The 21,941-nt window shown below is 57.1% G+C and carries 20 protein-coding genes; 6 read left to right on the top strand and 14 right to left on the bottom strand.

What is annotated here, in order from left to right:
- Nucleotides 1–58: 58 nt before the first annotated feature.
- The 4 genes from cobA to J2I48_RS19245 form a co-directional block, all read right to left on the bottom strand.
- Nucleotides 59–814: a uroporphyrinogen-III C-methyltransferase gene (cobA, locus tag J2I48_RS19260; RefSeq protein WP_207337119.1), complete on the bottom strand. Its 756-nt coding sequence runs from the start codon at nt 812–814 to the stop codon at nt 59–61.
- Between the two features lie 107 nt (nt 815–921).
- Complete coding sequence (locus J2I48_RS19255; RefSeq protein WP_207337118.1) at nt 922–3,099, bottom strand: ferredoxin-like domain-containing protein; 2,178 nt, start codon at nt 3,097–3,099, stop codon at nt 922–924.
- Between the two features lie 267 nt (nt 3,100–3,366).
- On the bottom strand, nt 3,367–4,107 hold the full coding sequence (locus J2I48_RS19250; protein ID WP_207337117.1) for a LytR/AlgR family response regulator transcription factor: 741 nt from the start codon (nt 4,105–4,107) through the stop codon (nt 3,367–3,369).
- Nucleotides 4,108–4,110: 3 nt separating this feature from the next.
- Complete coding sequence (locus tag J2I48_RS19245) at nt 4,111–5,184, bottom strand: sensor histidine kinase (RefSeq protein ID WP_207337116.1); 1,074 nt, start codon at nt 5,182–5,184, stop codon at nt 4,111–4,113.
- 159 nt (nt 5,185–5,343) lie between these two features.
- Here J2I48_RS19245 and J2I48_RS19240 point away from each other — a divergent pair, with 159 nt between their 5' ends.
- Nucleotides 5,344–6,483: a C1 family peptidase gene (locus tag J2I48_RS19240; protein ID WP_207337115.1), complete on the top strand. Its 1,140-nt coding sequence runs from the start codon at nt 5,344–5,346 to the stop codon at nt 6,481–6,483.
- 144 nt (nt 6,484–6,627) lie between these two features.
- Complete coding sequence (locus J2I48_RS19235) at nt 6,628–7,338, top strand: beta propeller repeat protein (RefSeq protein ID WP_207337114.1); 711 nt, start codon at nt 6,628–6,630, stop codon at nt 7,336–7,338.
- On the opposite strand, the gene J2I48_RS19230 is transcribed toward J2I48_RS19235, so the two are convergent.
- Nucleotides 7,335–8,198: a CHAD domain-containing protein gene (locus J2I48_RS19230; RefSeq protein ID WP_207337113.1), complete on the bottom strand. Its 864-nt coding sequence runs from the start codon at nt 8,196–8,198 to the stop codon at nt 7,335–7,337. The genes J2I48_RS19235 and J2I48_RS19230 overlap by 4 nt on opposite strands.
- A gap of 11 nt (nt 8,199–8,209) precedes the next feature.
- Nucleotides 8,210–8,791 (bottom strand): DUF1003 domain-containing protein, encoded by a 582-nt coding sequence (locus J2I48_RS19225; RefSeq protein ID WP_229376501.1) that lies wholly within the window; start codon nt 8,789–8,791, stop codon nt 8,210–8,212.
- 73 nt (nt 8,792–8,864) lie between these two features.
- Between J2I48_RS19225 and J2I48_RS19220 the strand changes: the two genes are divergently transcribed.
- The gene (locus tag J2I48_RS19220) at nt 8,865–10,298 is read left to right on the top strand and encodes a glycoside hydrolase family 140 protein (RefSeq protein WP_207337112.1); all 1,434 of its coding nucleotides are present in this window, start codon (nt 8,865–8,867) and stop codon (nt 10,296–10,298) included.
- Nucleotides 10,299–10,311: 13 nt separating this feature from the next.
- On the opposite strand, the gene J2I48_RS19215 is transcribed toward J2I48_RS19220, so the two are convergent.
- Entirely contained in the window at nt 10,312–10,674 is a 363-nt protein-coding gene (locus J2I48_RS19215) for a DUF3471 domain-containing protein (protein WP_207337111.1), read from the bottom strand.
- 159 nt (nt 10,675–10,833) lie between these two features.
- Between J2I48_RS19215 and J2I48_RS19210 the strand changes: the two genes are divergently transcribed.
- The 3 genes from J2I48_RS19210 (at nt 10,834) to J2I48_RS19200 (ending at nt 14,776) form a co-directional block, all read left to right on the top strand.
- Nucleotides 10,834–11,376, top strand: a complete 543-nt coding sequence (locus J2I48_RS19210) for a (2Fe-2S)-binding protein (protein ID WP_207337110.1) — start codon at nt 10,834–10,836, stop codon at nt 11,374–11,376.
- 9 nt (nt 11,377–11,385) lie between these two features.
- The gene (locus J2I48_RS19205; protein ID WP_207337109.1) at nt 11,386–12,393 is read left to right on the top strand and encodes an FAD binding domain-containing protein; all 1,008 of its coding nucleotides are present in this window, start codon (nt 11,386–11,388) and stop codon (nt 12,391–12,393) included.
- Nucleotides 12,394–12,526: 133 nt separating this feature from the next.
- Complete coding sequence (locus J2I48_RS19200) at nt 12,527–14,776, top strand: xanthine dehydrogenase family protein molybdopterin-binding subunit (protein WP_207337108.1); 2,250 nt, start codon at nt 12,527–12,529, stop codon at nt 14,774–14,776.
- Between the two features lie 56 nt (nt 14,777–14,832).
- Here J2I48_RS19200 and J2I48_RS19195 read toward each other — a convergent pair whose 3' ends face one another.
- The 7 genes from J2I48_RS19195 to J2I48_RS19165 all read right to left on the bottom strand — a co-directional run bounded on the left by J2I48_RS19195 (nt 14,833) and on the right by J2I48_RS19165 (nt 21,920).
- Nucleotides 14,833–15,723, bottom strand: a complete 891-nt coding sequence (locus J2I48_RS19195; protein WP_207337107.1) for an NmrA family NAD(P)-binding protein — start codon at nt 15,721–15,723, stop codon at nt 14,833–14,835.
- Nucleotides 15,724–15,740: 17 nt separating this feature from the next.
- On the bottom strand, nt 15,741–16,325 hold the full coding sequence (locus J2I48_RS19190; protein ID WP_229376499.1) for a nucleotidyltransferase family protein: 585 nt from the start codon (nt 16,323–16,325) through the stop codon (nt 15,741–15,743).
- Between the two features lie 2 nt (nt 16,326–16,327).
- Nucleotides 16,328–17,572 (bottom strand): sulfate adenylyltransferase subunit 1, encoded by a 1,245-nt coding sequence (locus J2I48_RS19185; protein WP_207337106.1) that lies wholly within the window; start codon nt 17,570–17,572, stop codon nt 16,328–16,330.
- Nucleotides 17,573–17,674: 102 nt separating this feature from the next.
- Nucleotides 17,675–18,571, bottom strand: a complete 897-nt coding sequence (cysD, locus tag J2I48_RS19180) for a sulfate adenylyltransferase subunit CysD (protein ID WP_207337105.1) — start codon at nt 18,569–18,571, stop codon at nt 17,675–17,677.
- 106 nt (nt 18,572–18,677) lie between these two features.
- On the bottom strand, nt 18,678–19,388 hold the full coding sequence (locus tag J2I48_RS19175; protein ID WP_207337104.1) for a phosphoadenylyl-sulfate reductase: 711 nt from the start codon (nt 19,386–19,388) through the stop codon (nt 18,678–18,680).
- Between the two features lie 81 nt (nt 19,389–19,469).
- Nucleotides 19,470–20,558: a Gfo/Idh/MocA family protein gene (locus J2I48_RS19170; protein ID WP_207337103.1), complete on the bottom strand. Its 1,089-nt coding sequence runs from the start codon at nt 20,556–20,558 to the stop codon at nt 19,470–19,472.
- 171 nt (nt 20,559–20,729) lie between these two features.
- On the bottom strand, nt 20,730–21,920 hold the full coding sequence (locus tag J2I48_RS19165) for a trans-sulfuration enzyme family protein (RefSeq protein ID WP_207337102.1): 1,191 nt from the start codon (nt 21,918–21,920) through the stop codon (nt 20,730–20,732).
- Between the last annotated feature and the right edge of the window lie 21 nt (nt 21,921–21,941).

Here is a 21,941-nt window from a genome sequence, read left to right as displayed (position 1 = left end):
TGTTTCGGTAACCAAACATACAACCTATGAGTGGTAGACGCTACCAATGGTCTGCCAATTAGTTTGTTTTGGTTTCTCCAGGTACCTGCTGAAGTACCTCGGGCAGTTTGGCCAGGTTTGCCACCGTCCCTACCACAATTACGGCGGGGTTTTCAATGCCCGTCCGGGCTACTTCAGCCACGATGCTGCCCACAGTAGCTACCACCACGCGTTGCTGCGGCGTGGTGCCGTTTTGGATGATGGCCACGGGCGTATCGGCTTTGCCCAGCCCAAGAAACAGGTCAGCCACGAGGGGTAGTTTGTGCATGCCCATCAGGATCACCACCGTGGCCGACGACTGCGCCGCGAGTTGCAGGTCTTTCGAGAGTTGCCCCTCTTTAGTGGTGCCGGTTACAACCCAGAAACTTTCCGACAACCCTCTGGTAGTGAGCGGGATACCAGCAGCCGCAGGCACGGCATAGCTGCTCGAAATGCCAGGGATGACCTCTACTGGAATACCATGCTGCGCAGCAAAATCCATCTCTTCCCACCCCCGCCCAAAGATGAACGAGTCGCCGCCTTTTAGCCGCACCACGTGGCCGTACTGCTTGGCGTAGTGCACGATAAGCGGGTTTATGTCTTCCTGTACGCACGAATAGGCTCCGCGACGTTTGCCCACATACACCTTCAGCGCATCGGGACGGCAATAGTCGAGCAGTTCGGGGGCCACGAGCGCGTCATACATGATCACGTCGGCCACCCGAAGTACCTTAATCGCCTTTACAGTAATGAGGTCAGGATCACCCGGTCCCGCACCAATGAGAGTGAGCTTCATTTTTGAACGGTGAGTGATGAGCGGTAAGTGATGAGTTTGCTTCCGCCAGCGTAAATGCTCTTGCGGAAGCAAACTCATCACTTACCGCTCATCACTCATCACTATTTTTAGCTGTCCTGCGCTTGTGTCAATTCCTGAAGTTCGGGGAGGCCGTCGCGGGCGATTTGTTGCTGACGGTGGGCCTGCGTGGCGGTGAGGAAAGCGGTAGCTTCGGTGACGAATTCGCGGGCGAAGGCCTCCGACGGTTCACGCTTGTTGATGCTGTATACCAACGACTTAAACTGTCCTTCGGCAGCATGGAAACCGTGGGGCCGGCCTCCCGGTTGCCCGGCAAACTCGCGGTCGAAATCGGTGACGATGCCGTGGTGTGTGTTGGTGTTGATGCCGTTGCCCATGAGCATGGCTTTGGCCCCCGTAATCAGCACGTTATAGGCATGGTAGAGGGCATCGCTCCAGCGGCTTTCGGCCAGGGCTTCATTGGCCCAAACCAGTTTTTCGGCGGCTTCGTCCAGCGTGGTGGCCACGAGGTCAATGAGTACCCCGGCGCACTCGCCCACACCCACTTCGGTGACGTAGGCATCGGTATGGTCCCAGTCGATGTAGTCGCTGTTTTGCAGCGTTTTCAGGTCGGCCAGGGGTTTCAGCAGGGTGTAGAAATAGTTTTTGCCCTGCCGGTTGTAATAGTCGTTGTAATATTCGCCTTCGATGGTGTTGGCTTCGTAATCCTGGAACAATACCCGCAGCGCCTCTGGCCCGCGTTTGGCCGGAATCTTGATCACCTTATCGCCAATTTGCCCCTCGCCCCGCGTGGCACCGGCCCCGTTGAAGCCGCCGCCCAGCAGCACCTGCAAGGCCGGCAACACATACGCACCGTTCTTGAGTGAGGCCCCGTGGAAGCCGATGTTAGCCGCCGAATGCTGTCCGCAGCCGTTCATGCAGCCACTGATTTTGATTTTGATGTCGTTGTTGTAGATGATGTCGGGAAACTCGGCTTTCATTACGTCCTCCAGCGCCCGAGTAATGCCGTAGCTGCTGGTGATGGCCAGGTTGCAGGTGTCGGTACCGGGGCAGGTGGTAATGTCGGCGGTGGTGTCGAAACCCGGTTCGGCCAGGCCCAGCGCGTCGAGGGCGTCAAACACGGCATGTAAATCTTCGGGCTTGATAAACCGCAGCAGATACCCCTGATTCACCGTCACCCGGATATCGTCGGCGGCGTACTGCTTCACAATGCCCGCCAGCGCCCGCGCCGTATCCGACGACATGTCGCCCAGCAGCACCCGCAACTGCACCGCATACCATCCTGCCTGCTTCTGCTCGAAAACGTTGGTGGCAAGCCATGTTTGGAAGTTGGATGCTGAATGTTGGACGTTGGACAAAAAGTCAGTTGTATCAGGATTAGGGCGTGGTGCTGGCAGCGAGTCCAGCGTCCGGGATCCAACATCCAGCGTCTTATTTGGCAGTGCCGTCCATTCCTCGTTTACCCGGTTTAAGAATTCGTCCAGGCCGAGGTCGTTGAGGAGGTATTTCATTCGGGCTTTGTGGCGCTTGGTGCGCTCACCGTAGCGGTCGAACACCCGGATGACGGCTTCGATAAAGGGGATAACCCGCTCTTCCTCAATGAATTCTGTGGCCGTTTGCGCCGAAAAGGGTTGCGCCCCCAGGCCACCGCCCAGCAGCACCTTAAAACCCCGTTTGCCATCCTGAATCCGAGGAATAAGCCCAATATCATGCATGAACCCATAGGCGGTGTCGGCTTCGGAAGAGGATAAGGCGATCTTGAATTTTCGGCCCATTTCCTGGCAGATGGCGTTGCGCAGAAAGTACTCGAAAATGGCCTGCGCGTAGCCCGAAATGTCGAACGGCTCGCGGGGGTCTATGCCCGCGCGGGCCGACCCCGTCACGTTGCGCACGGTATTGCCGCAGGCTTCTTTGAGCGTGATGCCCGCATCTTCCAGGTCGGCCCAGAGCTGGGGCGAGTCGGCGAGTTTGACGAAGTGGAGTTGGATATCCTGCCGCGTGGTGGCGTGGAGGTTGCCCGTAGCGTACCGGTCCGACACGTCGGCTATGCGAATGAGCTGATCGGCGGTGATACGTCCGTAGGGCAGCTTAATCCGGATCATCTGCACCCCCGCCTGCCGCTGACCATATACCCCTCGCACTAACCGAAACTTGCGGAATTGCTCGTCGGTCATTTGGCCGGAGGCAAAGGCTGCTACTTTCTTGTCGAGATCGAGAATGTCACGCCGGGCAGCTGACTGGACGTTGGTAGTGAAGGTGATAGACATAATTCTATTAGCCTATAGAGTTTATATACTGCTTATTTAAAACAAATGCCGACAATTGGGTCGGCAGGGGGGATCGGTGAAGAGGACACAAAGGTAATGCTAAAGTGGCCTAAATCGTTCAGCCACGTCCAGTTGAGCACCCCGTGCTGACTATTCTTGGCGACCCTGGCAATGCATTCAGCACGCCTGTTGTCGGGCAGCACCAGATATACCATGTCCAGGTCTGGGATAGAGTCATATTAACGAAAAGAGGCAATCGGTGCGGTATTAGGGTTGCTTTAGCCGCGTCAGCACATGATCGCGGTATAATGCGCCGATGGGTAGGGTGTGGGTGCCTATGTCGAGGTCGGCGGTGGTGTAGGCGGTGAGGTAGCGCAGGTTAACCAGAAACGAGCGGTGAATGCGCAGGAAGCCGAGCGGGCTGAGGGTGTGCTCAAGGTCGGTGAGGGTGGCTTTGGCCGTGATGACTTGCCCTGTGGTTACCACCTTGACATAGTCTTTCTGGCTTTCCAGATACAGGACCTCCTTAGGGTCGATGCGGTACATCTTGGCCCCTACTTTCAGATGCAGAAACGATTTGTCGGCCGGTGGTGCCGTGGCCATTTCATCTAGCTGGTGCGGCCCAGTTGTCGCTGTATGTACTAATCGATGGTACCGGTCGATGGCCCGCACAAACCGGTCGAAGGTGATGGGTTTGAGTAGGTAATCGACCACATCAAGATCGTAGCCGTCGAAGGCAAATTCGCGGTAGGCGGTGGTCAGAATGGTGTGGGGGCGGTGGGTGAGTGCCTTCAGAAAATCGACACCCGACAGCTGCGGCATTTTGATGTCGCAAAAAAGCAGGTCAATCGGTTCGCCGGTAGTCTGTTGTGTGCGCAAAATGTCCATGGCCCGGATGGCATTGGGGGCCGTGGCCACCACGTTCAGCGCGTCGATTTGCGCAATGTGCTGTTGCAACAGGCTGATTGCCAGAGGTTCATCATCAACGAGTAAGCAGCGGATCGGCATTAGTCAGGTGAGAGTTAGATCAACGACAAACAGACCATCGTGCTCGTTCAACATCATCGTATGCCGGTTGGGGTAGAGTAAGGCCAGTTGTTGGCGTATGTTGGGCAACCCCAACCCACCCGCCGTCAGGTGCTGGGGCGTACAGGAGTTGGCCACCCGAAACTGGATATTCCCCGGTTGAGCTGTTAGCCGGATGTCGATTATCGGTTGGTGAGTAGCCTCGCCTGCGCCGTGTTTAAAGGCATTTTCAACCAGCGACAGCAGTAGGAGCGGGGCAATTTCTACATCGGGTGCGTGGCTCAGGTGGCAGGTCAGGTGGAGGGTGTCATCATAGCGTAGTCGTTCCAGGGCGATGTAGTTGTTCAGCAGGGTCACCTCGCCTGCCAGCGGTACCAGTTGGGCGTTGCAGCGGTAGAGCATGTAGTCGAGCATGTCGGCCAGGCGGGCAATGGCGGCAGGGGTATGAGGTGACTGCAACAGCGCCAGGGCGTAGAGGTTGTTGAGCGTGTTGAACAAGAAATGTGGATTCAGTTGCGTCTTTAGGAGCTTCAGTTCCAGCGCTGTCTTCTCCTTTTCCAGTACCAGCGACTGTTGCCAGACGTCGCCCTGATGTACAAGCAACCGAATTAACAGCAACCCGCCCGCGCCGCCGAAATTGCTCAGCAAGAACGACTTATAAAACATCCTGGGTTGGTTCAGCACGTCAGCAAGGGTTTGAAACGAGTTGAATGAACGGCTAAGTTGCCTGCTTACCGCCCATTGCCACCCAATGTTGGCCAGGTAAATACCGTACAGGGCCACCAGCCCCAGCACGAGCCACCCCAAAGCCTGACCAATGGGCGCAGGCCGAAACAGCTGCGGTAAGAGGCCATATACGGTGAGGTAGGCAATGGCAATGCGGGGCAGCAAAAACGTGGCCTCAATTTGGAGCGAAATCCCCAGTGAGTCAGTCTGGCCATAGTCGCGGGCGTAGTGATCCATCGACCCGGTCAGCAGCACCAGCGCCCAAAACAGCCCGTGCGTCAGTCCGCGGTGACGTTGGTGAAATTGACGCAGTATGGCGAAGACGTGGGTCATAGAGTTGGGGCAAGTTACGGGCTGAAATCCGCGCTACACAACCCGTCTGTCGACCCAAAGCAAGTGTCTGTCGATTGGCCTTGGTAACCCCGGCAGCAACGGCCACACTTGCAGCCGTCAGAGGCGGCTATAGCGCCTGTCTCCAAACTACTAGCACCTATGTATAGCTCCCTGCTCCGTTCGCTTCTCCTTCTCTGGCTGTTGGTCTTGCCCGCCTGTCAGCGCGAAACTGTAGCGCCTGTCAGGGCACCGAGCCATTACCAGTTTCAGGTCATGGAAGAATGGTCCAGTTTACCCGTGCTGAACCAGGGCATCAGCGGCACGTGCTGGGCGTTCGCCATGACCTCGTTCTTCGAGTCGGAGATCATCCGGCAGTCGGGGCGGCATATTGACCTTTCAGAGCTGTATATTGTTCGAAACACGTACTTCGATAAAGCGCAGACGCACGTTCTTCGGCGCGGGCAGCTACCTTTTGGCGAAGGTGCCCTCAACCCCGATGCCCTCAACGCGGCCTTTCGCTATGGCCTGGTGCCGCAGACAGCCTACAGCGGTCTGGTAGATGGCCGGACGCAGCACGATCACCGCGAACTGATCAATCAGTTAATGGCCGTGGTGAAGCCCTACGCTGAGGGGAACCGCCACGGTCCGGGCTGGAAAACCGACATGACCCGCGTGCTCGATGGGCAGCTGGGTGCCGATGTGCCGACCTTTACCTACGAAGGCCGTCTGTTTACGCCCGCCGACTTTCTGGCCTACACGGGCCTGAAGCCCGGCGATTACCTTCATCTCACAAGCTACACCCACCGGCCTTTCTACAAGCCTTTTGTGCTGGATGTGGCCTGGAATTTCTCCAACGAATCATTCCAGAACCTGCCTCTCGACCAGTGGATGAAAACCCTTGATGTGGCCCTGGAAAGGGGCTTTACCGTGGCCGTTGAACTCGACGTGTCGGAACCCACCTTTTCGGGCGATTATGGACTGGCGGTCATCCCCAACAACCCCACCGACGCCACCACGATCCTGACCGACCCCCGCCCCGAACGGCTCGTGACGCAGGCTTACCGGCAGCAGGAATTCGAGAATTTCAACACCAGCAATGACCACAATATGCACCTGGTGGGGCGGGTAAAAGACCAGCAGGGGAAGGTGTATTACAAAGCCAAAAACTCATGGTCTAGCCAGTGGGGGCAGGCTGGTTACAGTTACCTCAGCGAAGCTTACATCAGGCTCAACGTGCTCTACTATACTCTCCACCGCGATGCCCTTTCCGACAACGTCAAACGCGCACTTAACCCATAACGACCATCAAGCGTATGAAGGTCTGGTTCAGCGCCTGTTTCACCTGGGCTGGAGTGTCTGGTTTGTATCGTCGGGCTACGTGCTCCGATACAGGTGTTTGTAATGGCAGAACGATGGAATAAATTGCATGATCAACGCAAGGCTATGAAACACCTACTTTTTTGCCTGCTGGGCATCGGTATAATAGCCTGTCAACAGGCCTCAACCGATACGATAGCCCCCGAATACGATAACTGGTACGTACTCCGCTCACCCATCGATCGCCCCATCATCAGTGTCTGGGGTGACATTGACAAGACCTTACTGATTTCCACTACGTTTTCGATCTTTCGGTCAACTGACCGGGGACGAAACTGGCAACCTGTAAAAGAACAGTCAAGTGGCCCACTGGCTGTTACGGCATACCGTGACACACTGTTCATAACATCTACTATGGCGGGTGGTACACTAGTCAACGCCACTTATTTTAGCCTTGACGATGGACAAACATGGGCTGCTTATAGGCGATTTAACCCGAAATTTGAGTTAAACCTCGTGGTTTCTGGTCGAGTGCCGGGTATCTCAATTGATCCGGTTACTGCTACTGACGGCGCTACCTATAAAATCAGGCAGTACTTTTACCGGGACACCACCAAAACAGTAGGTGTCTTCGAAACCCCCGGCGTAACTGCCAATGCCAGCCGGAGAATCAACCTGCCGCAGCTTCACCAACTTCAGGCACTACATCTGGACAGCAAAGAGCGGCTTTATATAGTGGGTTCAGATGCCGTCTGCGATGGGCGAAAAAACTTCCATTTCTGCAATAGCAGTGGTGGTCGGGGCGTGGTCTATGTGTCGAAAAAGCCGCTGCCCTAAATCGTTCTCACGTCGGCCACACGCCATGGACTTAGCGCCTCAACCAGGGTGTGGAGGCTATCGTTGAACTGACCAATGCGCTGTTCCTGATGGTTGGCTAGTTGCTGCTGCCGGGCAATAAGGCGTTCGGCGGTGCTGATGGGCAGGTGGTGGTCTTGAGCAATGAAGGCTTCCAGGTGGTGCAGCAGCACAATGCTATCGTGCCAGTGGCCAATTTGTGCCTGTAGCTGTTTGGCGTTTGTCAGCACCGTTGCCAGCGCATCGTCGGGAGTAAGCTGCATGAGCAACGTGCCCACCTCCACCAGCGATTTCAACTGCTTCCGGGCCTCATGCACGCGCTCCGGCGACGGCTCGGCTTGTTGCAGCGCATAGATGGCGGCGGCTTCCTGGTCAATAAACGCCCGTAGTCGACGGTCTATGGTGGCCGGGTTGGTCTTTTTGCTCAGGCGACGTATGAGCCTGGTCGTGGGCTTGAGAGCCTTTTTGTGAAACCGGACAAGGGCCTTCTGAAGCTTTTTTCGGGCTTTGTTTTCCCGTTTCTCCAGAAAAAGACGATACGCTTTCTTCACCTCGACAGGCACCGACAGCCGGGGCAGCGCCGCCTGACTTACCTGAATGTCGCGCACCTGCCCGGCCCGTTTGAAGAGCTTCCGCAACGCTTGCTTATGCCGACGGCGTTTAAAGGCTCTGGGCCGAATCATCGCAATGAGCTTATACAGCGAACGCAGGCGTTTTATGCCCACCCGTACCCGCCTGATGTGCTCATCGGTAGGATGACGACGGGCTGCATCAACGCGTTCAACAAGCGAATGCGTACGGTGGGCATAGAAATCGTAGAGGGCGGGGGCTTCTTCGGGCATGGGCTGGTCAGTTAACGCATTTTCTGTAACAACATATCCACTTTCTGTTGCAACAATCTAATCTCGCTTTCGGCTTTTAGGTTTACTTCATAGTCCTGTCGGGCGCGTTCTCGGTCGCGTTCTTCCTGCCGGTTTTGGCTCATCATAATCACCGGGGCCTGCAACGCTGCCAGGCACGAGAGAACCAGATTGAGCAGAATGAACGGGTAGGGGTCGAAACCCCGGTTGGCAAAAATCCAGGCGTTCAGACCAATCCAGGAAACCATGACGCCTAAAAAGGTCAAAATGAACGTCCAGCTTCCGCCAAAATCGGCAATCTTGTCGGCCAGGCGCTGACCCAGGGTCAGATTGGCATCTACGTCGGGTGGGGCGGTGAGCTGCTGGCCAGCAGGCACGAGTTGTACCCTGTCGACGGCCCGGTTGACGTAGGGCATCAGCCGATTGAGCGAGATGTAGCTTTCGGGCTTAAAATTGGGGAAATCGGCCTTGATTTCGGCCAGTAGACGCGGGTGAAGTTCGCTGCCCGGTATCGCGGCTTCAATGACTACTTCGTCGCCCGATATGTCGCAGCGAACGTAGAGTGAATTATCCATAACAAAACGTACCGTTGGAGTAAGCCGACAGCCAGTACGGGTTTTGTCCGAAGATAGCATTAACCTACGTTCTATGCGTTACCTCTGCTCAGCCTTTTTGCTGTTGTTTGCTTTCATCACCACCGCACAGCGCCTACCCCGGATCATGGCCCAACCCAATGGCCATTTCCTGCAAACCGCCACCGGGAAGCCGTTTTTCTGGCTCGGCGACACCAACTGGGAGCTTGTTCACCGCCTTAGCCGACAGGAGATCGACCAGTTTCTGGCCGTTCGGAAACAGCAGCGGTTCACGGTTTTGCAGGTTGTAGCCCTGGCCGAGTTCGACGGCCTTACGCAGCCTAACGCCCACGGCGACCTGCCCCTCCTTAACCTTGACCCCACCCAGCCCGCGCTCACCCCCGGCAATAACCCCGCCGATTCGGCGCAATATGATTACTGGGACCATGTGGACTACCTCATAAAACAGGCCGAAAAAATGGGGCTGTATGTGGCCCTGCTGCCTACCTGGGGCGATAAACTGACCAAGGACTGGGGCGCGGGGCCGGTTATTTTCACCGAAAAAAATGCCCGCATCTACGGGCAGTTTCTGGGCAAACGTTACGCCCGCGCCACCAACGTAATCTGGATGCTCGGCGGCGACCGGCCCGCCACGCTCACCCCCGCCGAGGCCACCCGCCGCAAACGCGAACCCTACGACCACCGGCCCATTTGGCGGGCCATGGCGGCGGGCATTCATGACGGGCTGGGCCGGAACGTACCCGCGCTGATGACCTACCACACCTGGGGCGGTGGCTATCGTACGTCGCAGGAAATGGCCGACGAACCCTGGCTGACTATGAATACCATGCAGTCGGGCCACGGCGGTGGACATGACATCCCCGTCTGGGACTGGGTTATGGCCGATTTTGCCAAAAAACCGGTCAAACCGACCATTGACCTGGAGCCGAATTATGACGACCACCCCGTGAACCCCTGGCCGAAGTGGGACCCCAAAAACGGTTACTTCACCGCCTATGACGTACGCAAGCAAACGTGGCGTAGTGTGCTGGCCGGTGGCGCGGGCGTAACCTACGGGCACCATTTTGTGTGGCAGTTCTACAGCGCTAAACGCCCGGCCATCAACCCTGGCGATACGCTGATTCCGTGGCAGCAGGCACTCCGGTCAGAAGCCGCCGGACAGATGCAGCACCTGCGCAACCTGATCGAAAAATACCCCGGCAACCGCCTGCCCGATAACAGCCTGATTACCTCAGAAATAGGGGAGAAGGGCAAACACCTACAAGCCTGCCGGACCGAAAATGGTCGTTACGCATTCATCTATACGCCTGTGAGTGAATCGTTTACGGTTGACCTGAGCAAGCTCTCTGGTCAACGCATAACCGCCTATTGGCACGACCCCCGGACGGGCCAAAAAACGCCTGCCGGTACCATACAAGACCGGCAGGCGCATGAATTTCAGCCTCCCGCCAACGGCCCCGACTGGGTGCTGGTACTGGAAGGTCGTTGACTGTTGGGGGCGTTTATTTGTCTTTTGTCGCGCTGATTTCCTGCCCCTGCGCAGCCAGAGTGAGGCCCGTTACTAGTTTGGTAGTGGCGTCGCGGAGGAAGGTAATGATGGAGCCGTAGGAACTTGTCGACTGGAAGGTGTCGGCTTTGGGTTGTTTCACCAGTTTGAAATTGCCCATGCCCGCCTCGCCGTAGAGGCTACCGTCTTTTACCGTAACGACATAGTTACTAATAGGGCTGCCAGTGGCGAAGGTGTAAGCTCCGGCATAGACGGCCAGATTGGTGGTGTCGGCGGGGGCGGGGGCGGCTACGGTTTGGGCGAACGACTGATCGGCAACCAGGCCAACAAGCAAAAGGGCTAGCAGGATAATTTTCATGAGTAGTACGAATTTGTTTTAGGAAAGATCGGCAAAAACAGGGCGAAAGCAAATCATAACTGCCTGAGTGGTTGGTGCAGACAGACGCTTTACTCTGATTTTAAAACATACACCATAGCTACTGGTTGGGTTGGGTATACATCCAAACTAGTAGCTCGTATGTCGGTGAAGACCCTTACGCCACCCGCCGTTCAATTGGCGGCAAAAGCCGATACCCGTGGGCCTGCGAGGCCGATGCCCAAGCCGGGTATGGTCACGTTTCGCATCAATGGCGAATCGAAAACCCTATCTATTGCGCCCTGGACCACTTTATTGGACGCCTTGCGCGAATACGCGAACCTGACGGGCACCAAAAAAGGCTGCGATCATGGCCAATGTGGGGCCTGCACGGTGTTGGTTAACGGTACCCGCATCAACTCATGCCTCACCCTCGCCGTCATGCACGACGACCATGAGATCACCACCATTGAGGGGTTGGCCAACGAAGGCGGGTTGCACCCGCTGCAAACGGCTTTTATCAACCACGATGCCTTCCAGTGTGGCTACTGCACCCCCGGCCAGATCTGCTCGGCGGTGGGGTTGATGAACGAAGGGCAAGCCAAAACCGAAGCTGACGTCCGCGAACTGATGAGCGGCAATATCTGCCGCTGCGGTGCCTACCCGCACATCGTAGATGCGGTCATGGAAGCGATAAAGAAATAGAGACCAGCTATGAACCCATTTACCTACGCCCGGCCCGATTCGGTGGATAAAGCCCTTGGCGAACTGCGCACGAACCCAACGGCCAAGTTTATTGGGGGCGGCACCAACCTCATCGACCTGATGAAGGAGAACATCGAGCACCCCACCCGGCTGGTCGACGTAAACCGACTGCCCCTGGGCGGCATTAGCGAACTACCCGACGGTAGACTGCGGCTGGGTGCGACCGTAACCAACGCCGAAACGGCTTATAATGAGCTGGTTAAGACGCGATATCCATTGCTGTCGCAAACCATTCTGGCGGGGGCATCGCCGCAATTGCGCAACATGGCCACCAACGGCGGCAACCTGTTTCAGCGCACCCGTTGCTATTATTTCTACGACACATCTATGCCCTGCAATAAACGCCAACCCGGCTCAGGTTGCGCAGCTATTGGGGGTTATAACCGCATTCATGCCATTTTGGGCACCACATCGGGTAACGCAGATGCTACTTCGCCAACGGCCTGCATTGCTACGTACCCGTCAGACATGGCCGTAGCCTTAGCCGCGCTGGAAGCCGTGGTGCAGGTGACTGGGCCAAATGGTGAGCGGAGCATCAACTTCGCCGATTTTCACCGCCTGCCGGGCAACGAACCCCAGCGTGATAACACGCTGGAAGCCAACGAGATCGTGAAGAGTATTGATCTCCCAGCGAAAGGATTCACGGAAAACCATACCTACCTGAAACTCCGTGACCGGTCGTCCTACGCCTTCGCGCTGGTATCTGTAGCGGTAGGCCTGGAGATGGCGGGCAACACCATCACCGACGCCCGCATTGCCCTGGGTGGCGTGGCCCACAAACCCTGGCGCAAACCCGAAGCCGAACAACTGCTGGTGGGTAAAGCAGCCACCCCTGAAAACTTCCAGCTCGCCGCCGACAACCTCCTGGCTGGTGCTATCGGCTACGGACACAACACCTTTAAAATAGACCTCGCCAAACGGGCCATCGTCCGGGCGCTTGGAGAAGCAACTAATTAACGGTGAGTGCTGAGTGCGGTCCGACGGGTCGGTAAGTGGTGAGTTTGCTGCCGCCAGAGCAGGTACGCTGGCGGCAGCAAACTCACCACTTACCGACCCGTCGGACCGCACTCAGCACTCACCACTCCAGACTATGACCTACATCGGACAACCCGTCAAGCGAGTTGATGGCTATGATAAAGTGACCGGCAAGGCGAAATACGCCGCCGAGTTTAACGTGCCGGGCCTGACCTACGGGTATGTGGTGTCGGGTACGATTGCCAAAGGGAAAATTACCCGTATCGACTCGTCACGGGCCTTAGCCGTGCCGGGGGTGATCCAGGTGTTTACGCACGAAAACCGACCCCATACGGCCTGGTTTGATATTAATTACAAAGACCTGGACGCGCCGCCGGGGTCACCGTTCCGGCCCTTGCATGACGCGCAGATCAAGTACAGCGGGCAGCCCGTGGCGCTGGTCGTAGCCGAGACGTTTGAAGTGGCCCGCTATGCCGCGTCGCTGGTGGTGGTCGAGTATAACGAAGAGGCCCATGAGACAAGTCTGGAAGCGAATCTGGACGAAGCCCGCGACCCTAAATCGGGTATGGCCGACTTGCTGAAGCCCAAGCCACCGAAGCCCCGCGGTCATGCCGACAAGGCACTGGCCGCCGCGCCGGTGTCCGTTCAGACGCACCACGTGCACGGCCCACAGCACCATAACCCCATGGAAATGTTTGGCACCACGGTGGTGTATGATGGCGAGCAGAAAAAAGGTAAGCCCCACTTCACGATCTATGACAAAACGCAGGGCGCACCCAGCAGTCAACTGTATGTGAAGCAGATCTTTGGTTTCTCCTCAGATCAGGTACGGGTTATCTCGCCCTACGTGGGTGGCGGTTTTGGGTCGGGCCTACGGCCTCAGTATCAGTTGTTTCTGGCCGTGATGGCGGCTAAGGAACTGAAGCGGTCAGTGCGGGTTACGCTCACGCGGCAGCAGATGTTCACCTTCGGCCACCGTCCCGAAACCGTGCAGGACGTAGCCCTGGGCGCTTCGGCCGACGGCACGATCACGGCCCTCAAGCACCGGGCCGTTGGGGCCACCTCGCAGTTTGAAGATTATACCGAAGTGGTGGTCAACTGGTCGGGTATGCTCTACGACGTACCCGACACGACGCTGGAATACCAGATCACTCCCCTCGATCTGTACTCGCCCCTCGACATGCGGGCACCCGGCGGCGTCACCGGCGACCATGCCATTGAAACGGCGATGGACGCGCTGGCCTATGAACTGAAGATGGACCCGGTGGAACTGCGCCTGAAAAACTATTCTGAAAAGGACTGGACGGTAGGCGATAAGCCCTACTCGAGCAAAGAACTGCGCGAATGTTTCCGGCAGGGGGCTGAGCGTTTTGGCTGGGAAAACCGCAACCCCGAACCCCGCGCCACCAAACGCGGTAACGTGCTGGTAGGCTGGGGTATGGCCACTGGTATCTGGGATGCCAACACCCTCCCGGCCCGCGCCGAAGCCGTGCTCACCGTCAATGGGAAACTGCGCGTCAGCAGCGCCACCGCCGACATTGGCACGGGCACCTACACGATTATGACCCAAATTGCCGCCGACACCCTGGGCATGCCCATCGACGACGTGATCTTTAAACTCGGCGATACCGATATGCCTTTGGCCCCGTTTCAGGGCGGATCATTCACGGCGGCAACGATTGGGTCGGCGGTGAAACAGGTGTGTACGGATCTGGGCAAAAAGCTGTTTAAGCTAGCCCAAAAAAGCAAAGGTTCACCGTTTTATGATGCTGACTATGACGAAGTTAGGTTTGCTGATGGCCACATGCGCCTGAAAAAAGACCCGTCGGTCACGATGCCGTTGATCGATATGGTAGCCCTGAATGGAGGCCGCTCTGTCAGCGAAACATCGACGTCAATAGTTAACCCGCTGAAGACGTCGAACTACTCGCGGCATACGCATTCGGCGGCGTTTGTGGAGGTGGAAGTAGATGAAGACCTGGGCACGGTAACGGTGACGCGAGCGGTAAGTGCCATTGCGGCGGGCCGGATTCTGAACCCCCGCACGGCCCGCAGTCAGATCATCGGCGGCATGGTGTGGGGCATCAGCAGCGCTTTGCAGGAAGACAGCAAAATGGACCACCGCTACGGCCGGTTCATGAACCACAATCTGGCTGAATACCACGTCCCTGTCAACGCCGACATCCATGACCTCGACGTGATTTTCGTGGAAGAACACGACGAGATCGTGAACCCGCTGGGCGTAAAAGGCCTCGGCGAAATTGGCCTCGTCGCCATGCCCGCTGCCATCGCCAACGCCGTCTGGCACGCCACCGGCAAACGCATCTACGACCTGCCCATCACGCTGGATCGGGTGTTGTATTGAGGCAGAAAATCAAACCTATAAGGTCTTTTGGACGGGGGCGCCTAGCCCTTATAGGTTTATTTCGCCGCCAGCACGTCCCGTGCCGTGGTCCAGATGATGCCGGGGTAGCGGTTATTGTCGAGGGTTTTCATCTCGGCGCGGCCATCGAGCATATCGCGCATGTATTGCATGCCCTGCCAGGCGGGGTAGAGGTCATCACCGCCGGGGGCTACCGTGTGGGCAATCTTGATTAGGATGCTGAGCAAACCCAGCCCACCAGGGCGAAGCAGGCTAAATTTTTGGCCGGTTACGTCGCCTGCCACGGTTACCATCTGCCGGGCGCTGACCTGGTCACCAGCAATGTGCAGGTAACGCGGCGTGGTGGGGTCGAGGGCGGCACTGGCAGTAAACGTGGCCACGTTATCCATGGTGGTAAAGTCCATCCGCTGATCGGCGTTACCCCAGTAGAGAATGCGCTTTATGTTGGTCAGCACTAAGGGCATGTCGCCCGTCAACAACTCTGCAAACGCACCGTTGAAAATAGTCGTGGCCGCAATGGGGGCCTTGTCCAGGTACGTATGGAACTCGCGCCGGAGGTCCAGATTGCGGTTTCGGCCAGCAGGAAGCGGGATGAAATCGAGCGAAAAATCGGACGGGATAAACCGGGGTACACCCGCCGCCACGGCCGCATCGAGCAGGATTTTCTGGGCGTCGACAATAACGTCGTGCAGCCCGGAAAGCACCGATACCACACAGGCTGCACCCCGGCAGGCTTCGGTCAGTTCGGCCACGTTCCACTCATGCATAGTGCATACGGTTGCGCCTTGTGATTCCAGCTTTGCTACGGCTTCGCGATTACTACTTGGCCGGACCAGTACCCGAACGGTAGCCCCCTTTTTCAATAACTCACGGACAATGCGCCCGCCCAGATTTCCCGTTGCTCCCGCAACCACGATTGTATTGTTCATTCTTCACAAAGTAGTACCTACAGTTCATTCCGCCACTTCGCTACGTCTTTGGGGGTATCCAGATCAATGACTCCTTCAGCAAAAGGGACAGAAGCCACATCGTCGGGGTGGTTCTGCACGAGTTTGCGGGCACCGGTGTCGCCGGTGAGGTTTTTGAGGGCGTCGAAAAAGGCGGGGCGGAACAAGATGGGCACCCCCAGCACATCGCCGTATTGACTGGCAATGATGGCTTTATGGGTCGATGTGGCCTGCTCGATAAGTTGTTCCAGCAGGGTGCGGCTCACGTGCGGCTGATCGGTCAGCAGCACCAGGATAGCTTCGGGAAAGGTCTTTTCCAGCGTCTCAACGCCGATTTTGAGCGAACTCGCCATACCCGTTTCCCAGTCGGGATTCAGCACGTGACGTACCCGGAGGTCATGCAGTGCTTCGGTTACAACCTCGGCATGTGCCCCCGTCACGACCACGATGGGTCCGGCGTTGAGGTCGATGGCCATTTGCGCCATGCGCCGCACCAAGGGTACGCCGTTTTGCTCCAGCAATTGTTTGGGTTCGCCCAGCCGCGACGATTGCCCGGCAGCGAGGATGAGGGTACCTACGGTCATAGTCAGTTTGCCAGCATCAACGCCCCTACCGTAACGTTGCTGGTTTCGTCGATGAGAATGGCGCCGCCGTTGGCGCGGTTTTGGGTGTAGGGGTCGAAGGCAATGGGTTGGGCCGTGCGGAGCGTGACGCGGGCTAAGTCGTTGATTTTCAGCGTGTCAATGCCTTCGATCTGTTCGTAGGTTTCGATGTTGAGCTGGTACGGAATGTCGCGGACCGAGCAGCGGGTGCGGGCCGTACCCACCTGCAACACATATTTGTTGCCGACTGAAAAAGCTTTGCTATCCATCCAGCAGAGCATCGCTTCTACGTCCTGACTCACGATAGGCTGACTAGCGCTGGGCACAATGAGATCGCCCCGGCTCACGTCGATATTGTCTGCCAGATGCAGAATCACCGACTCATCAATCCCGGCTTCGGGTACGTCTTTTTCGCCCCGCTCAATCCGCGAAACAGTCGAGGTCTCGCCCGATGGCAACACCGTCACGGCCTCGCCCACGCGGAACGAGCCGCAGGTTACCTTGCCTGCATAGCCCCGGTAATCGGGCAGTTCAGCCGTTTGTGGGCGGATCACCAGTTGTACCGGCATACGTCCGTGCAGCAGGTTTTCGTCCTGCTGAATCGTAATCGTCTCCAGGTAATGTAACAGCGTAGTGCCCTCATACCACGGCATATGGGCCGACCGGTCTACCACATTGTCGCCGTTGAGGGCGCTGAGGGGGATGTAGGTGATGTGAGGAATGGCCAGTTTCTGAGCCAGTTCGGCATACCGAATGCAGATGTTGCTGAACACATCTTCCGAAAAACCGACGAGGTCCATCTTGTTCACGGCCACCACCACATGCTGAATCCCCAGCATACTGGCAATCAGCGAGTGCCGCCGGGTTTGCTCCACTACGCCATGCCGGGCATCGATAAGTACAATGGCCAACTGGCAGTTCGACGCGCCCGTGACCATGTTGCGGGTGTATTGAATATGCCCCGGCGCATCCACGATGATGAACTTCCGGGCCGTGGTCTGGAAATAGCGGTACGCCACGTCGATGGTGATACCCTGTTCCCGTTCCGAGCGCAGGCCATCGGTGAGCAACGCGAGGTCTACCTCCCCGTTGTCGCGGCTTTTACTGGCTTTTTCCACGGCCTCCAACTGGTCGGCGAGGATTGATTTTGAGTCGTAGAGCAGTCGGCCAATGAGGGTGCTTTTCCCATCATCCACGCTGCCGCAGGTTATAAAACGTAATAAGTCCATGTAGATAGTGGTGAGTGATAAGTGGTAAGCGGTGAGTTTGCTGCCGCCAGCACAACTATTACGGCGGAAGCAAACTCATCGTTCATCACTCATCGTTTACCGTTAAAAGTACCCGCCCTTCTTCCGGTCTTCCATCGCGGCTTCGGAGAGTTGGTCGTCCATGCGGGTTTCGCCGCGTTCGGAGATGCGGGTAGCCTGAATTTCGGCGATCACGTCGTCGAGGCTCTCGGCTTCCGATTCGGAGGCGGCGGTGCAGGAAATGTCACCTACGGTGCGGAAACGCACTTTCCGGGTCACCCGCTCATCGTCGGCTTCGGGCTGAATCACGTTACCGGCGGTGGCCATCAGCTTGCCGTCGCGCAGGAGCAATTCGCGGTCATGGGCGAAATAGAGGCTCGGCAGGGCGATGTTTTCGCGGCGGATGTAGTTCCAGACATCGAGTTCGGTCCAGTTTGAAATGGGGAACACGCGCACGTTTTCGCCCTTATGAACCCGGCCGTTGTAGAGGTTCCAGAGTTCGGGCCGCTGCCGTTTGGGGTCCCACGAGCCAAACTCGTCGCGCACCGAAAACACGCGCTCTTTGGCCCGCGCTTTCTCTTCGTCGCGCCGTGCCCCGCCAATGCAGGCGTCGAACTCAAATTCTTCGATGGTCTCCAGCAGCGTAAACGTTTGCAGGCCATTGCGGGTGGCGTTGCGGCCCGTTGGCTCCTTCAGCTTTTTGGCCTTAATCGTGTCTTCCACGTACCTGACAATGAGCCGTTCGCCCAGGCTGTTGGCCAGCCAATCGCGGAAATCGAGGGCTTCCTGGAAGTTATGTCCCGTGTCGATGTGCACGAGCGGAAACGGAAATTTGCCGGGCCGAAAGGCCTTCCGGGCCAGGTGTACGAGCGTGATCGAGTCTTTCCCGCCCGAAAACAGCAACGCAGGCCGTTCAAACTGCCCGGCCACTTCCCGCATGATGTGAATCGCTTCCGATTCGAGTTGATCGAGGTAATCCATGTGGTGAAATAGTGAAAGCGTAAAAGAGTGAAAGAGTGAACGTTACCACGCTGGCGATTGCTTACGCGTCAGCAACTTTCGCTCTCTCACTCATTCGCTCTTTCACTCATTTGCTATGTAGTCCGCATTCTTTTTTCGAGTTGTCTTCCCACCACCAGCGGCCGGCGCGGAAGTCTTCGCCGGGCTGAATGGCGCGGGTGCAGGGCTGGCAGCCGATGCTCACAAAGCCCCGGTCGTGCAGGGGGTTGTAGGGTACGTTGTGGGCCTTCACGTAGGTGGTCACGTCGTCGAAGGTCCAGCGCATGAGGGGGTGGAATTTGTAGAGCCCATGCGCTTCGTCCCACTCCAGTTGCGGCATGTCGTGGCGGTTGTTCGACTGCTCGGCGCGGATGCCCGTGACCCAGATTTTTTGCCCCGCCAACGCCCGATTCAGCGGCTCTACCTTACGGATGTAACAGCATTCTTTCCGGTTGTCAACGCTCTCGTACATGCTGTAGGGCCCTTTTTCGGTCAACAGCGCTTCTACAGCGGCCTGCTTTGGAAACATCGTATCGATGGTGATGCCGTAGCGGCTGAGGGTCTTGTTCCAGACCGAATACGTCTCGCCAAACATGCGCCCGGTGTCGAGCGTGAAGAAGCGTACGGGTACGTCGTTGGTGGCGATTATATCCGTAATCACCTGATCTTCATAGCCCAGGCTGGTCGAGAAAACGACCTGACCCGGAAACAGATCGGTCAGTTTCCGCAGGGAATCGACTTCGTTCAGGCCGGTAAGTTCGGCAGTGAGGGAGTCCAGGGAGTGGGTGGTGGTTGTCATAGCGAATGAGCGAAAGAGCGAATGAGTGAAAATTGCTGACGCCAGTGGTTGCTCTCGCGTGAGCACCACTCATTCGCTCTTTCACTCTTTAAGTACTATTTTCTTCCCCGTCTTCGCAGACTCGCGGGCGGCGTCTAAAATTTGAACAACAATCAGGTTATTTTCCAGCGAGGTCAGCGCGTCGGGTTTGATCTCGTTACGAAGGAGCTTGCTCAGGTACGTAAAGGGATCGGTGGCGGGGGCTTCTGTCTGAGGCACTTCGACCGCTTTTTCGATTTTTTCACCTTTCAGCCGAATGCGCATCCGCGTGCCATCGATGGTGTTGACGTAGCCGGTTTGGCCATACACTTCCATGTCTTTGCGCGAAAAAGGCCAGTTCCACGACGCCTGAATGATAGCCTGCGCTTTGGGGTAGTTCAGCAAAATCGTGGCGTCATCGTCTACTTTCGGATAGATGTCGGGCTTGATTTGTTTGGTTACGGCCTCCACCGAGAGGGGCTTTTGGCCCTGCATGAGCCACGTAGACAGGTTAGCCCCGTAGCAGCCGAAGTCGAACAGGGCACCCGCGCCGTTGCCGACGGGGTCGGTGAGCCAGGCCAGAAATTCGGGGTTGCAGCCAATCTCTTTCGGGCCCTCGTGGCCGTCATGCACCACAATCTTACGAATCTCGCCGATGGCTTTGTCAGTATGCGCTACGGCATAGGCGTGGTGGTTGCTGCCGTACCAGGTTGTTTCGTAGTTGGTCAATAACTGCACCTTGTGCTTGCGGGCCAGGGTCGCCATATCTACCGCGTCGGTGTATTTGGTGGCCAGTGGTTTTTCTACCATGATGTTGATGCCCATTGGTGCGGCCACCTTCACCGTAGTAACGTGGGTGTTGATCGGCCCGAAATCCAGTACCGCTTCGGGCTTGGTTTTCTCCAGCATCGCCTTCAGATCAGGCGAAACCAGCGCCATATCGAAGCCATACTGTTTCGACAGCGTAGCGGCGCGGTTGCGGTCGGTTTCGTATATACCCACCAACTCCAGACCGGGCCGTTTCAGCCGGTTCAGAATCTCATGCACGTGCGCGTGTGACAGCCCCGCAATAGCCACTCGCAGCGGTTTCTGCGCCGGTTGCGCCACGGCTAATTGGGTGAAGAAAAGGAGAGCAAGGGAATAAAAGCGCACGGGGGAGGGGATTAGTTTGAGATTGGTATATCGAATGTAGATAGCTACGCGCTCTAGGCCCTTCGACAAGCTCAGGGTGACAACCACCTTGAGTCAACTTAGGGTGATTTTCTATTTGCTGTCACCCTGAGCTTGTCGAAGGGCCTAGAGCGCATAGCCAAACACTAAAACTTACACTCTTTCCTTCATCACCTCCGCACTCACCGTCAGCGCCTGGGCGAAATCGGCAATCAAGTCGTCGATGTGTTCCAGGCCGACCGAAATGCGGATGAGGCCGGGGGTGATGCCGAGTGCCTTTTTCTCGTCGGGTTTCAGCTTTGCGTGGGTCGTGGTGTTGGGGTTGGTCACGATGGTGCGGGAATCGCCGAGGTTAGACGAGAGCGTCGGAATTTCCAGGGCTTCCATAAACGCCTGTACCCGCTCGAAACCGCCTTCCAGCTCAATGGTTACGATGGCCCCGCCTGCGCTCATCTGGCGTTTGGCCAGTTCATACTGCGGGTGCGACGGTAGGAACGGGTATTTCACCGTAGCCACGTCGGGGTGCTGTTCCAGGCTTTCGGCCAGGGCAAGGGCGTTTTTGCAGTGCCGCTCCATGCGTAGGTCCAACGTTTCCAGGCTCTTCGACAAGGTCCAGGCGTTGAACGGCGACAGTGACGGACCCGTGTGGCGGGCAAAAAACCGGATCGGGGCAATCAGTTCGGCACTGCCTACCACAATACCGCCCAACACGCGGCCCTGCCCGTCCATGAACTTGGTGGCCGAATGCACCGACAGGTCCGCGCCAAAATCCAGCGGGGTTTGTAGCAGGGGTGTGGCAAAGCAGTTGTCGACGTTCAGGATGAAGCCGTGCTTGGCCTTCAACCGCCCCAGCATGGCCAGATCGACCAGTTCCAGACCGGGGTTCGAGGGGGTTTCGAGGTAGACCATACGCGTATTAGGCTGGATGGCGGCGTCCCATTCGGCCTCGGTGGCGGTGGCATCGAGGTAGGTATGCGTGATGTCCCACTTGGCCAGAATTTGCGTGATAATCTGGTGCGCCGACCCAAACAACGCCCGACAGGCCACGATATGGTCGCCCGATTTCAGCAGCCCGGCCATACTGGCAAACACCGCCGCCATGCCCGTAGCCGTGGCAATGCCTTCTTCGGCCCCCTCCAGCATACACACCTTGTCGACAAACTCGGTGACGTTGGGGTTGGAAAAGCGGCTGTAGATATTGCCCTCAAGGGTTTCTTCAAACAGTTCTTTACCCTGCTCGGCGCTCTCGAACGTGAAGCTCGACGTCAGAAACAACGGCGTTGAATGTTCGCGATACTGCGTCTGCCCGGTTTGGGTACGGATGGCTTTGGTCTGTTTTTTCATAGGGAGAAGCAAGAGATGAGA

The organism is Fibrella aquatilis, assembly GCF_017353255.1.
GTDB classification, from domain to species: Bacteria; Bacteroidota; Bacteroidia; order Cytophagales; family Spirosomataceae; genus Fibrella; species Fibrella aquatilis.
This window is presented reverse-complemented; position numbering and strand designations above follow the sequence as displayed.